Source organism: Stutzerimonas stutzeri (assembly GCF_024448955.1).
In the GTDB taxonomy this organism is placed as follows: domain Bacteria; phylum Pseudomonadota; class Gammaproteobacteria; order Pseudomonadales; family Pseudomonadaceae; genus Stutzerimonas; species Stutzerimonas stutzeri_AQ.
In genome coordinates this window covers 126,506-139,606 of the sequence record NZ_JAMOIH010000010.1, presented here as the reverse complement: position 1 = coordinate 139,606, position 13,101 = coordinate 126,506, and the positions used below count along the sequence as shown (strand labels likewise).

At 62.3% G+C, this 13,101-nt stretch carries 9 protein-coding genes; 5 read left to right on the top strand and 4 right to left on the bottom strand.

The genetic code is table 11. From position 1 onward, the window contains the following. Position 1 precedes the first annotated feature (1 nt). Positions 2 to 643, bottom strand: coding sequence for an acetoacetate decarboxylase family protein (locus NA645_RS12560; RefSeq protein ID WP_256049106.1), 642 nt, complete (start codon positions 641 to 643; stop codon positions 2 to 4). A 361-nt stretch (positions 644 to 1,004) separates the two neighbouring features. Next, positions 1,005 to 2,411 carry a PLP-dependent aminotransferase family protein gene (locus NA645_RS12555; RefSeq protein ID WP_256049105.1) on the bottom strand — a complete coding sequence of 469 codons (1,407 nt, stop codon included), beginning with the start codon at positions 2,409 to 2,411 and terminating at the stop codon, positions 1,005 to 1,007. Positions 2,412 to 2,575: 164 nt separating this feature from the next. On the opposite strand from NA645_RS12555, the gene NA645_RS12550 reads away from it, so the two are divergent. The 5 genes from NA645_RS12550 to NA645_RS12525 all read left to right on the top strand — a co-directional run bounded on the left by NA645_RS12550 (position 2,576) and on the right by NA645_RS12525 (position 7,874). Beyond that, on the top strand, positions 2,576 to 3,622 hold the full coding sequence (locus tag NA645_RS12550) for a TlpA family protein disulfide reductase (RefSeq protein ID WP_256049104.1): 1,047 nt from the start codon (positions 2,576 to 2,578) through the stop codon (positions 3,620 to 3,622). Positions 3,623 to 3,656: 34 nt separating this feature from the next. Beyond that, complete coding sequence (locus NA645_RS12545; protein WP_256049103.1) at positions 3,657 to 5,747, top strand: protein-disulfide reductase DsbD family protein; 2,091 nt, start codon at positions 3,657 to 3,659, stop codon at positions 5,745 to 5,747. A 31-nt stretch (positions 5,748 to 5,778) separates the two neighbouring features. Further along, the gene (locus NA645_RS12540; RefSeq protein ID WP_256049102.1) at positions 5,779 to 6,408 is read left to right on the top strand and encodes an FMN-dependent NADH-azoreductase; all 630 of its coding nucleotides are present in this window, start codon (positions 5,779 to 5,781) and stop codon (positions 6,406 to 6,408) included. A 544-nt stretch (positions 6,409 to 6,952) separates the two neighbouring features. Further along, positions 6,953 to 7,390 (top strand): DUF6152 family protein, encoded by a 438-nt coding sequence (locus NA645_RS12530; RefSeq protein ID WP_256049101.1) that lies wholly within the window; start codon positions 6,953 to 6,955, stop codon positions 7,388 to 7,390. A gap of 10 nt (positions 7,391 to 7,400) precedes the next feature. Next, complete coding sequence (locus NA645_RS12525) at positions 7,401 to 7,874, top strand: DUF2214 domain-containing protein (protein WP_256049100.1); 474 nt, start codon at positions 7,401 to 7,403, stop codon at positions 7,872 to 7,874. Between the two features lie 52 nt (positions 7,875 to 7,926). Here the strand turns inward: NA645_RS12525 and rarD are convergent, their stop codons facing one another. Both rarD and hrpA read right to left on the bottom strand, forming a co-directional pair. Then, positions 7,927 to 8,817 carry an EamA family transporter RarD gene (gene rarD / locus NA645_RS12520; protein WP_256049099.1) on the bottom strand — a complete coding sequence of 297 codons (891 nt, stop codon included), beginning with the start codon at positions 8,815 to 8,817 and terminating at the stop codon, positions 7,927 to 7,929. Positions 8,818 to 9,050: 233 nt separating this feature from the next. After that, complete coding sequence (gene hrpA, locus NA645_RS12515; RefSeq protein WP_256049098.1) at positions 9,051 to 13,088, bottom strand: ATP-dependent RNA helicase HrpA; 4,038 nt, start codon at positions 13,086 to 13,088, stop codon at positions 9,051 to 9,053. Positions 13,089 to 13,101: the final 13 nt, after the last annotated feature.

Below are 13,101 nucleotides of genomic sequence, written 5' to 3'. Positions count from 1 at the left end.
TTCAGATGCCGAACGAGGCCTGCAGATCGCGCAGATACAGGCTGAAAAACGGCGCGCGGCCATGCAGAAAGGCCAGCGGGCCGGTAGTGGAAAAATCCCACTCGGCGCGCCCGGTGACTATCCGTCCCCAGCCACGACAGCGGGTACGCAACAGCCCGCAATCGTTCTGCTGAATCACGAAACCACTGGCGCTCGGCCGGCCTGGCAAGCTCATGTTCGGCGCGAAGCGCACCGAGGCCACCGCCTGATCGTCGGCGCTCAACTGCCCAGCGAAGCCACGCTCACCGGTACCTGGCTCGATGACGAAATCGCCCATTTGCTTGGGGATCGACCACAGCTGGCGGCCACCAGCAACCGAGCGCTCCTCGTCGACCCAGATATGCGTCACCGTACCGGCCGGCGCCAGCATGCCGTGCCCCCGCATCACCGCTGCTACCGCCAGCTCGTTGTAAGCCAACGTACCGCCTGGCAGATAGGCGGCCCAAATCGTCAACAACAGAGCGTTGTCACCCAATGTGGCATAGCCCAGCCCCTTCGGCGCTGGCGGTAACTCCCGCGTCGGCACCCGCCAGGCCGACACACAAGCGGTGCCGGTCAAATGCCAGGGGGCTTCGGGATAAGTGGTTTCGTCGAGTCTGTCCATGTTTCATGGACGCCGTGTGGCGCAGTGGGTTCCGGTGGGCGAAGAGTCAGTCGTCTGAGACTGATGTGCTGCAGTGCTGGGCTGTAGTGCAACGCCTAGAAACCGACCGGCAGCCCACAACTGCTGTTCCGGGCGCATCACCGCATGACGGGGTGATTTCGGCCAGGAGCTGCCTCCCATGCGCGTCTGTATTGAACAACGCTAAACAAGTTGAGTGTACATACCCAGCTCTGTCGCCACTCCAGGTGCCGCCCGACACTGGTCATCCGTTTCCCCTCGCCGTCGATGAAGCGAGCACGGCCAGTCATTGGAATAGTCTTGCACAGGCCGAACACGCTGCAACAGTATGGCTTTTCCGTTTCTATATAAGCGCGTCAGTGAGCTGAACCAGGCGGCTGCAGCAGTCCTTGATGCCTTCGTCTGGAACGTTGGTGACGCCGAGCAGCAAGCCGCTTCGGGCCTGCGCGGCATCGGCATACCAGATGGATAACGGTAAGGGTGCAAGCCCGAATGCCAATGCCTGTTGGCTAATGGCAACGTCGTCGGCGCCTTGAGGCAAGTGCAGCAGCAAAGCCAACCCCGCCATCACCTCGGTCGTGGCTGGAACGCTCAAGGCACGCTGTAAAGCGACCAACCGGGCGCTGTAGGTGCGCTTCATTCTGCGCAGATGGCGCAGGTAGTGCCCCTTGCGCATGAACTCTGCGAGTGCCCATTGGCTGGCGATCGACGCAGCGGGTGCCAGCGCAGCCGCTGTGTCCGCGACCCGGTTGGCCAAGGATGCTGGCGCTACGACAAACCCCAGACGCAGGCCCGGATTGATGGTCTTGCTGAAAGTGCCGATGTGAATGACACGGCCTGACCGATCCTGAGAGGCAAGCGCAGGCGCCGCCCGACCGGCAAGTTGAAGTTCGCTCAGGTAGTCATCTTCGATAATCCAACTACCGTTTTTATCTGCCCATTCCAGCAGGCGAAGGCGCCGTGACAGCGACAACGTCACCCCAAGAGGTGCCTGCTGTCCAGCGGTGACGACTGCCAACGCCGCATTTGGCGCTCGTCGGATTCCCTCTTCGACATCCAGCCCATGTGCGTCAACCCTGACCGGTATCGATTCAACCCCCGCCATGGAAAGCGACGTTCGCGTCATCGGATAGCCGGGATCCTCCATCCACGCCGTCTGCCCTCGCAAACCGAGCGCATGCAGGATCAGCCCAAGACCACCGGAGTAGCCCGAGGTGATGACGATCTGCTCTGGCGCACAGATGATGCCTCGCGCCACTGCAAGATAGGCGGCGATCTCGGTTCGCAATCCCGGCTCCCCGCGAGGGTCCGGGTAGCTGACCGGTGCCATCGCAGCCTCACGGGCTGCGCCCGCGGCGATGCGTGACCACACCTTGTAGGGAAAAACGTCCTGCGCGGGAATGCCGACCTGAAACACCATGGGCGAATTGCTGAATGGATGTTGGTAGAAGTCCGGCAATGGCGAGCGCAGACTGCTGGCTTCAGTCGGTCGGACCGCAGGCAACGGCTGCGCGACAAAGGTACCCGCAGCGCCACGGGAGACGATCAGTTGCTCGTCGATCAGTCGTTCATAAGCCGCACGCACGGTGCCACGAGCAACGCCCAGCTGAACGCTGAGGTCCCGCCAGGATGGCAAGCGGGCACCCGCATATAGATGCCCCTCGCCAATCGATCTGCCGATGGCTCCAACGATTTGTTCAACCAGCGAAATCCCCGCCTCGCGGTTGAGTTCAATACGCAGATCTTTCATGCAGCCTTCACTCGCTGGCATTAATGAAAAAGAGGAAATCAACATCAGGCGCACCGATGGTACAGTCGGATTCGCTATTCATGGGCCTTTTTATTGAACCTTCAATCAATATGATGCAGCGCTAGAACGATCTATTAATGCACATCCAGGCTAAGGAGTTTCCTTTGCGATCACCGTCCCTCCTCTCATTCATCAAGCAATTCGCGGCGCTGCTCGTGCTCGGTAGCGCACTCCATTTGGCTCACGCCGATGACAGCCTGGACGATGAGGGCGAGCGACGGGCACGCACCGCTGGTGCTTCGCTGATCGGGCAGCCTGGGCCGGCTGCCGTGCTCGAAACCATTGATGGACAAAAGATCGACCTGGCTGAGCTGTACGGGGAAAAGCCCGTTTACCTGAAGTTCTGGGCCACATGGTGCGTGCCCTGCCGCCAGCAGATGCCGGGCTTCGAGCAGTTGCAACAGACGATGGGCGACAAGGTGGAGGTCATTGCGGTAAACACCGGCTTCAGCGACGACATTGACTCGATACGCGCATACCGCAAGGAGCATCAGCTGACCATGCCGATCGTGATCGATGACGGCGGCCTGGCGGCGGATCTCAACCTGCGGGTCACGCCCCAGCATGTGGTGATCGGCCGGGATGGGCGGATATCACACATCGGCCATCTTGATGACCAGGCGCTACATGCCGCATTAGAGAGCGCCGTATCAGAGCAAACAGCCGCTGTCAGCCGCTCAAAGACTGATGCAGCACCCGAAGCACCGCAATTTGCCGTGGGCGACACCGTGACCGACCTGAACATCGAAACCCTCGACGGTGATCAGGTAAAGCTGGGCAAGGGTGATAAGCCGCGCGCACTGGTGTTCTTCGCGCCTTGGTGCGAGTCCTACCTCGAGGAAAGCCGCCCCGAGACCTCCCAGGCCTGCCTACGGGTACGCAAGGACGTGGATAGCTTGATGGGCCAAAGCGATATCGAGTGGCTGGGCGTTTCCTCAGGTTTGTGGGTCTCGGCCAGCGACTTGCAGGACTACAAGACCACCACACCTACCGCATTGCCGTTAGCGCTCGACGAGCAGGATGAACTGTTTCGCGCCTTCGCCATTCGGGATATTCCGACGGTGGTCCTCCTGAATGCGCAAGGCCGTGTCGCCAATATTCTCAAACCTCAGGACAGCAATCTCGTAGAGGCAGTCAAGGCGCTGCGTTGACCCGCTTCGCCCCGTGGTTCCGGGAGGAGGCGCCATGACGCCTTCTCTTCTTTACCTACTCGATACCTCCCTCAGGACCCGCATGCCGCTGCTATCGCTAAAAAGGCTCCTGCTCTGCTGCTGCCTGTGCATGATCAACCTGCCTGGCATGGCCGCCGAGATGCCTGGTCCTGACGAGGTGTTGATCGCCTCGTCGCTGATCGCTTCAACCGAGGCGCCTTCATCTGGATCGACCACGACATTGGCGATCTACATGGAACCGCAGGGCGAGTGGCACGGCTACTGGAAGCAGCCAGGCGATGTCGGCCTCCCGGCTAAGTTCACCTGGCATCTGCCGGACGGTATAACGGTGGGCGAACCAGCCTATCCGTTGCCGCAGACGCTGTTGATCGAAGGTTTGATGAACCATGTCTACGAGCACCCTTATGCGCTGCTGGTAGACCTGACCCTCGACGACAACTTGCCAGACGGAACCCCGTTGCCGATCCGAGTGGATATGCAATATCTGGCCTGTCGGTATGACGCCTGCGTTCCTGAGCGCGCCTCACTGGACACGACATTGCACGTAGGCGATGGTCACCAGTTGCCGGATGTTGCGGCCCGTTTTGCCAGTTGGCGTCAGGCTCTGCCCCGGCCGCTGGCCGCGCCGACCAGCTTTGACGTAGAAGGCAATCTCCTACGCCTTCGCGTGCCCCTTCCGGCCAGCGTATCGATCCAAAACCCCCATCTGTTTTCCGCAACCAAGGGGGCGATCGACAATGCCGCTCCCCAACGCGTCGAGCGACGCGGCGATGAACTGATCATTGAAACGAGCGTGGGGGATCAGGTACCCGATGCTTTCCAGGCCACGCTGAAACTGAGCGACAGCTTAGGTCTGGATATAGATGCGAAACGCGTCGGCCCGGCAAGCGCGCTCGATAGCACATCCGACAACAGCTTGAGCATCATCCTGCTTGCCCTGGCCGGGGCGATTGTCGGCGGGCTATTGCTGAATCTGATGCCGTGCGTCTTTCCCATCCTCAGCCTCAAAGCCATGAGCCTGGCGCGCTCTGGCATCAGCCCGGCGATAGCTCGTCGCGACGCCTTGGCCTACACCAGCGGTGTGGTGCTGGTGTGCGTCTTGCTGGGCGCCGTCCTGCTCGTTCTGCGAGCCGCTGGCACTCAAGTGGGCTGGGCCTTCCAGTTGCAGAACGCGGCGGTAATTCTGACCCTGATGTTGCTCACCACTGCCATCGCTTTCAATTTGGCCGGGCTGTTCGAGCTGGCAGCACTTGATGCCGGTACCAAGCTAACCAACCAAAGCGGCGCTGGCGGCGCATTCTGGACCGGCGCGCTCGCTGCCTTCATCGCCACGCCTTGCTCCGGGCCTTTCATGGCTGCGGCCCTAGGCGCAGCGCTGGTATTACCGACTGCCGCAGCCATGCTGGTATTCGCCGGGCTTGGCTTGGGGATAGCGTTACCCTTCTTGATGCTGGGGCTCATCCCCGCGCTGCAACGACGCTTGCCCAAACCCGGACCCTGGATGGGTACCCTGCGCCGCCTCCTCGCGGTGCCGATGTTCCTCACCGCGCTCGCCCTCCTGTGGGTACTCAGCCATCAGGTCCCGGTCAATGCGCTGGTCGCGTCCCTGGGCTGCGCCATGCTGCTTTCACTCGGGCTCTGGCTGACCGGCCTGCGGCAGCAAAGACAGAGACGCAACGCATGGTTACCCGCTGCTCTTGCATTGATTTTGGCGCTCGGCCTGGGCTGGAGCCAGGTCCCTGGGCAAACCGCGCCCACCTTGGATGTGCAGCGACGCGCATTCGACGAGCAGCAACTAGCTCAACTGCGCGCTGATAAGGTACCGGTGTTTCTCTACTTCACCGCCGACTGGTGCATCACCTGCAAGGTGAACGAGCAACTCGCCATCAACCGTGAAGCGACCGCACAGGCTTTTGCCGCTGCCGGGGTTGAAATGATGCGGGGTGACTGGACCAATGGCGATCCTGCCATCACCTCATTTCTCGAACGCCACGGTCGTTCAGGCGTTCCACTGTACCTGTGGTACGGAGCGGGCGAAGCCGAACCACGGCTGTTGCCCCAGATCCTCGGACCGGGCTCGCTGCTCGAACTGGTGCAACAGTAATTCTGACTATCGAAGTACCAAGGAGTCGTTCATGGAACAACTGCTCGTCATCAACACCAGCCCGCAGCTCAGCGCGTCGTACAGCCGGCAAATGACTGAACGCTTCGTGCAACTCTGGCGTCTTCGGTACCCGAGCGGCGAGATCATCTACCGGGAGCTGGGCAACCAGCCAATTCCACACGTCGATGAGCGCTGGGTTCAGGCCGCATTCACGCGGCCCGAGGACCGCGACCAACAACAAAAAAACACCCTGGCGTTCAGCGACGAACTGGTGAGCGAGCTCAAGCAAGCCACCCAGATAGTGATCGGCTGCCCCATGCACAACCTGTCGGTGCCCAGTCCATTGAAGGCCTATATCGACCAGGTTATCCGCATGGGAATCACGACCCGCCTGGTACCCGGCACACCCGGAAGCCCTTATGCTGGCCTGCTGAACGACAAGAAAGCGTATTTGCTGCTTGTGCGAGGCGGCCATGGTTATGAAGAAGGCGGAGCGTACGCACACATGAACTTCCAGGAGCCCTACCTGACCGCAGCATTGGGCATGCTGGGCATCCACGACGTGACGATGGTCAGCCTGGAATACACGGCTATCGGCGGCGGTCAGTTCGATGAAGCCTTTAAACGGGCCAATTCACGTATCGATGCACTGTTTTGTTAACCGCATGGCTTTTGCACACTTGCCCGTAACCTGTTGCCATCACCAGCTGTGCAATACAGCTCTTTTACCCGTGATGGAAGCGGATTTTCCCTGAAGTCTAGCGGCAACATCGACTGCAGCGGTGGCGATGCACTGGCATAACTGGCCCCGGCAGGTGCCAGTATCGCGCGCATTAGTAAGTTCACCGTGGCCGGGGACTTGCGGCGTGGCGATCTAGTGCCGCTGCCAGAGGCCTGGAACCCCGGCGACCGGAAGCCGATCCATGCGGAGTCGTCGGCGGTGTGGCAATGCCGGAGCGGGCACGGGTGTTCGTGGAACTCTTACCAGAGAACCATCGGATGTAAGCGGTTCCTCTTACCGGCCTTGCACCAGGCATCCGTTGCTGCGAGTGATGACAACTGCTATCGGCTAGAAGCTGCCGTTCGAAGAAGGCTGCTACACATCACTTCAGGAACGCAGGGCTGGCAGTTCCTCTACGGTAAAAACGGGAACTGGGCCCAATGTGCCGACTCTCAGTTATCTATTCGCGCAAAGGAGCATGGTTATGTTGGTATCAAGCGAAAGCCGCACCATCACCCGATTAACCACTGTCACGGCGCGCGATGTCGCGCAGCGTATGGTCTTGATGCTTTGTGTCACGGCAATGGTGCTGTTTACAACACAGGCCTTCGCTCACCATGGGTGGGGCTGGGCGGAAGAAGAGCAGTCAGAGTTGACAGGTACGATTACCAAGATTTCGATGGCGCCACCTCACCCCGCCTTGCGCGTCGAGGCTCAAGACGGCCGTGTATGGCAAGTCGACCTGGGGAATCCGAACCAGACGCAACGTTCCGGCTTCACCAGCGATTCCGCCAAGGTGGGGGATGAGATCACCGTACTCGGCAACCGCACCAAAGAGCCGAACAAGGCGCACATGAAAGCCGTGCGCATTACGGTCGGCGGCAAGCAATACGACATGTATCCGGAACGCATCGAGGAATGACGACACGGCGATGACAGGCTTTCTGCAATCAATTGCCGGCTGGCCCGGTGCCGTCTTCCTGCAGGAATACTGGATCGCCTATCTGGTCGTAAATGCGGCTCACATCCTTGGCATAGGGCTGCTGCTGGGCGCGATCCTGCCGCTCGATCTGCTCCTTTTGCGTTCAAGGCACAGACGGGATCTGGCTGTCCTTGGACGCTTTTTGGTACGCGCTGCAGCAACGGGGGCTGCGTTGGCGGTTATGACGGGGCTTTGGTTGTTCTCAGTGAAGCCAGCGGAGTACGCAGAGAACCCAGCCTTTCTCTGCAAGGCCGCGCTGCTAGTGCTGGCGATCTGCAACATCGCACTTCAGCATCGCGGCGAGCGCTTTGATACGGCCCTGTGCGGCGGCCAGCCAACTGTCCGAGTTCGCGTCCTGGCCGCCGCATCCGCTGTTCTTTGGCTTTCGATCCTCATAGCTGGCCGCTGGATCGGCTTTGTCTGAGACGAAGATATTTGCTTATCGCGGCCGGCCGCTCGGTCGCATCTGCCCCCAACTATCCCCTCCCCCTCCGCAACGCCCTCACTCCCTCGACTACCAGCACTGCAATCGCACCCCAGATCGCGCCATAGGTCAGCCATTGGTCCGGTGCGATGCTTTCGCCGAGCAGTAGCGCCACGACAACCAGCAGCACCGGCTCGACGTAGCTGAGCAGGCCGAACAGCGCGAGGTTCAGGCGCGTGGCGATGATCATCAGGGCCAGTGCCAGGGCGCTGAGTGCACCGAGGCCGAAGATCAGCAGCTGGAGCCGTGGGCTTTCAATGACCTGTTGCAGGGTGGTGCTATCGCCCAGAGCGAAGGTGGCGGCGACCGGCAGGCTGATGACCAGATCAAGCCACAGGCCGCCGAGGTTGGCAGTGCCGATCCGGCGGCGCAGGATGAAGTAGCAGGGATAGCCGAGCGCGACCGCCAGCACCGGCCAGGAAAGAGACGAGGCAAGCAGCAGTTCGTTACCGACGCCAACGGCCGCCAGTATGCAGGCCAGGCGCTGCAGGCGGCTGATCGCCTCGCCGAACACCAGCCGGCCGGTCAGCACGAGGGTCAGCGGCAGTAGGAAGTAGCCGAGGGAAACGTCCAGCCCGTGGCCGTTGATTGGCGCCCACATGAACAGCCAGAGCTGTAACCCAACCAGCGCCGAAGACAGCGGCAGCGCGAGCCACAGCCGCGGTTCTGCCGGCAGGCGCGCAAGGATCTGGCGAACCTCGCCCCAGCGCCCGAAGCCGATCAGCAGCACCGCCAGGCAGGGCGCGGTAAGCAGGATGCGCCAGCCGTATATCTGCTGGCCGTCCAGCGGTTCAAGCAGCGAGGTGTAGTAGTACAGCGTGGCGAAGAGCACCGACGCCCCAACCGAGCAAGCCACGCCCAACAGACTGTTCCGGTTTTGCATAAACGTCCCCAAAATCTCGAAGTATCGGCGCCGCAGCCATAGGTTTATTGAGCTCCGCCACAAGCCGAAACTGCGCGGGTCACGACGATACGGGAATAGCCAGGGAGCAGCCGCTCCACTGAGGCCGGCTGGCCTCTCGTAGGGTGCGCTCCGCGCACCGCCGGGCCTCTTGCATGCGGTGCGCGGAGCCCACCCTACGTTGGGACCGCGCCGGAAGCCGCGCTGGCTTACGGCTACGGCTCGACCTGGCTCCACTGTTTGCTCAGCCGCTTGTCCGAAGCCGGCATCTTCGTCCCGAGCTGCTGCGCCCAGAGCGAAACGCGGTATTCCTCCAGCATCCAGCGATACTGGCTCAGCTCCGGGTCGCGCTTGCCTTCCTGCTGGTGCTTCTTCAGCCGCGCCTGGTACTGCTCCCAGTACCCTGCAAGTTCGCCAGACCAGACGCGATCACGCTGTAGCTGCGCGCCAATCTTCTCGAAACGCTGCTCGATGGCCTTCAGATACCTCGGGTATTCCTTCAGCCATTCGGCGGGCGTTTCGCGGACGAAACCTGCATAAATCAGGTTAGCGAGTTGCGCCTTGATATCGTTGAGCGCCACGGCCTGGGCCAGGTCGATCTTGCCCTTGAAGCGCTTCTGCAGGCCGTGCCAGAGCTTGAGGATATCCAGCACCAGGCGCGCCAGGCGCTCGGCGTGGCCGGTCCATTCGCCGCGTTTTTTCTCGGCCAGCGCGGCTAGGGCAGCGCCTTCGCGCGGTAGCTGGGTTTCGCCGTCGAGGACGCAGCTGTCCAGGCTCGCCAGCAGAATGTCCTCAACCAACGCATCGACCTTGCCCATGTCGCGATAGAGCAGGCCCAGCTCGGTAAGACCTGGCAGCTTGTTGCGCAGGTATTTGGCCGGCTCGGACAGTTGCTGCAGCAGCAGGCGCTGCAGGGCACGGCGGTGTTGGTAGTCGGCCTCGGCCTGGGTCGGGAAGCGCCCCTCCTTGACCACGCCACGCTCTTCCACCAGCGCCGGGTAAACGGTCATGGACAACCCGGCCATCTTCGCCTGGGTCTTCTCCGCCACCTGAGCAAAGCCCTTGGCCTCGACCGGCTTCTGCTCAGCCTTCTGCTGGGGCGGCGCCAGTGCGGCCTGGCTGGCCTCACTGAATCGAGCGGTAAGCTCTGCCAAGTCGCGGCCTTCACCGAGGAATTTGCCACGGGCATCGACCACTTCGATGTTCATCTTCAAATGGCTGTCGAGCCCGGTAGCCGCGTCGTGCCAGGCTTCTTCCGGCACGCGCGCGCCGGTCATGCGCAGCAGTTCACGGCCCAGCGCCTCGGGTAGCGAACCCTCGCCAAAGGTGATCTTCGCCAGCGCCGCGCCGACGAAATCCGGCACCGGCACGAAGTTCTTGCGTATCGCCTTGGGCAGGTTGCGCACCAGCGCCACGGCCTTGGCCTCGATCAGGCCCGGCACCAGCCAGTCCAGCCGCTCACGGCGCAGTTGCGGTAGCAGCGGCGCCGGCACGCGCAGGGTGACGCCGTCGCGCGGGTGGTTGGGCTCGAAGTGGTAATCCAACGACAATTGCAGCTCGCCGATGCGCAGGGTGTCGGGGTACTGCGCAGCGGTGACTTCGCGGGCCTCGCGGGCCAGCACGTCTTCCTCGCGCATGACCAGCAATTGCCGGTTCTTCTGGCTTTCGCGCTTGTACCAGTTGTCGAAGCTGGCGGTCTGGTAGATATCGGCGGGCAGCCGCGCATCGTAGTAGCCGAACAGGGTTTCCTCGTCGGCCAGAATGTCGCGGCGGCGAGCCTTGGCTTCCAGTTCGTCCATGCGCTCGAGCAGTTCACGGTTGGCGGAAAGCGCGCGGGCGCGACTGGTAATTTCTCCGCGCACTAGGCCTTCGCGGATGAACAGCTCGCGCGCCGCCTGCGGGTCGATCGGGCCGTAGTGCACCGGGCGCTTGCCAACCACGATCAGACCGTAGAGCGTGATCTGCTCGTAGGCCACCACCTGGCCACGCTTCTTTTCCCAGTGCGGCTCGAAGTGGTTCTTCTTGATCAGGTGGCCGGCCAGCGGCTCGATCCACTCGGGCTCGATCTTTGCCACCATCCGGGCGAACAGCTTGGTGGTTTCCACCAGCTCGGCGGCCATGATCCAGTTGGGCTTTTTGCGCCCAATCACGCTGGATGGATGCACCCAGAAGCGCCGCTGGCGCGCGCCAAGGAAATCGCCCTCCTCGGTCTTGTGGCCGATCTGGCTGAGCAGGCCGGAGAGGATCGCCTTGTGCACCGCGGCGTAGCCCTTGGCCTTCTGTGCGGCTTCGCTAGCCTCGGCCTGCTGGCGGAGGACCACGTTGACCTTGGTATCGGTAGTCGGCGTGATCTGCTCGGCTGCTTTTCGGCCCTTGGCGGGTGATGGCACAGCAGCTTCCGGGGCCTTGCTCGCGCCCAGCTTGAGCTCACGGGCGATCAGGGTGAGCTGGCGGTGGGCATCGCGCCACTCGCGCAGCCGCAGGTAGTTGAGGAAGTTTTTCCGGCACCAGGTACGCAACGGGTTGGAGCCCAGTTCCTGACGCTTCTCCTCGAAGCCGCGCCAGAGGTTGATCAGCGCGGCGAAGTCCGAATCCGGGTCCTTCCACTGCGCGTGCGCCTGATCGGCCTGCTGCTGGCGATCGGCCGGACGCTCGCGCACGTCCTGTACCGAGAGCGCACTGGCGACGATCAGCACCTCAGCCAAGCTGCCTTGCTGGGCGGCTTCCAGCAGCATGCGGCCCAGCCGCGGGTCGATGGGCAGGCGCGCCAGTTGCCGGCCCAGCGGCGTCAGCTGGTTCTCGCGATTGACCGCCGAGAGCTCCTGCAACAGGTTGAAGCCGTCGCTGATGGCCTTGCCGTCCGGCGGCTCGATAAAGGGGAAATCCTGAATGTCGCCCAGACGCAGGTGCAACATCTGCAGGATCACCGCGGCGAGGTTGGTGCGTAGGATCTCCGGGTCGGTGAATTCCGGGCGGCTGAGGAAATCCTCCTCGCTGTACAGGCGAATGCAGATACCCGGCTCGACCCGCCCGCAGCGGCCCTTGCGCTGGTTGGCGCTGGCCTGGGATACCGCCTCGATGGGCAGACGCTGGACCTTGGCGCGGTAGCTGTAGCGGCTGATACGCGCGGTGCCGGAATCGATCACGTAGCGGATGCCCGGCACGGTCAGCGAGGTTTCGGCGACGTTGGTGGCCAACACGATCTTGCGGCCAGCGGCGGGCTTGAAGATTTTCTGCTGCTCGCCCGGCGTCAGGCGCGCATACAGCGGCAGCACCTCGGTGAAGCGCAGGTTGGCCTTACGCAGCATCTCGGCGGCATCACGAATCTCGCGCTCGCCGGGGAGGAACACCAGCACGTCGCCGGGGCGCTTGCCGATGGACTTCTCGTGGGCTTCGATTTCATCCAGCGCGGCGAGAATGCCCTGGTCGACGGTCAGGTCGTCCTCGACGCGGTTGCCGTCCTCATCCGTCTCGGCCGCCAGCGGGCGGTACCAGGTGTCCACCGGGTAGGTGCGACCGGAAACCTCGATGATCGGGGCGTCATTGAAGTGCTTGCTGAAGCGCTCCAGATCGATGGTCGCCGAGGTGATGATGACCTTCAGGTCCGGCCGGCGCGGCAGCAGCGTCTTTAGGAAGCCCAGCAGGAAGTCGATGTTCAGCGACCGCTCGTGGGCCTCGTCGACGATGATGGTGTCGTACTTTTCCAGAAAGCGGTCGTGCTGAGTTTCAGCCAGCAGGATGCCGTCGGTCATCAGCTTGATCAGGGTGCTGTCGGTGCTCTGGTCCTCGAAGCGCACCTGATAGCCCACCAGCTCGCCCAGCGGCGTACCGATTTCCTCGGCCACGCGCGTGGCAACGCTGCGTGCTGCAAGGCGGCGCGGCTGAGTATGGCCGATCAGCCCGTGCACGCCACGGCCGATTTCCAGGCAGATCTTCGGCAGCTGGGTGGTCTTGCCCGAACCGGTTTCGCCGGCGATCACCAGCACCTGATGCTTTTCCAGCGCAGCCTTGATCTCGTCGCGCTTGGCAGCGATAGGCAAGGCATCGTCGTAGCGGATGGCCGGCACGCTCTGCCGCCGCGCCTCGACCTTGGCAGCCGAGGCCTGAAAGCGTTCGAGCCACTGCGCGAGCTTGCCCTCGTCTGGCTTTTTTCTCAGTTCATGCAACTGCCGGCGCAGGCGATGGCGGTCGGCGCTGAAGGCCTGGTCGAGATTTTTGTGCAGGGTGTCGAAAGCGGGCGTTGCGTCGGTCATGGACAGCCGTAAG

What these genes read in the sequence shown, in the direction of transcription:
- NA645_RS12560 (WP_256049106.1), bottom strand. Translation starts at nt 643, where the DNA reads ATGGACAGACTCGACGAAACCACTTATCCCGAAGCCCCCTGGCATTTG.
- NA645_RS12555 (WP_256049105.1), bottom strand. Translation starts at nt 2,411, where the DNA reads ATGAAAGATCTGCGTATTGAACTCAACCGCGAGGCGGGGATTTCGCTG.
- NA645_RS12545 (WP_256049103.1), top strand. Translation starts at nt 3,657, where the DNA reads ATGACGCCTTCTCTTCTTTACCTACTCGATACCTCCCTCAGGACCCGC.
- NA645_RS12540 (WP_256049102.1), top strand. Translation starts at nt 5,779, where the DNA reads ATGGAACAACTGCTCGTCATCAACACCAGCCCGCAGCTCAGCGCGTCG.
- NA645_RS12530 (WP_256049101.1), top strand. Translation starts at nt 6,953, where the DNA reads ATGTTGGTATCAAGCGAAAGCCGCACCATCACCCGATTAACCACTGTC.
- NA645_RS12525 (WP_256049100.1), top strand. Translation starts at nt 7,401, where the DNA reads ATGACAGGCTTTCTGCAATCAATTGCCGGCTGGCCCGGTGCCGTCTTC.
- rarD (WP_256049099.1), bottom strand. Translation starts at nt 8,817, where the DNA reads ATGCAAAACCGGAACAGTCTGTTGGGCGTGGCTTGCTCGGTTGGGGCG.
- hrpA (WP_256049098.1), bottom strand. Translation starts at nt 13,088, where the DNA reads ATGACCGACGCAACGCCCGCTTTCGACACCCTGCACAAAAATCTCGAC.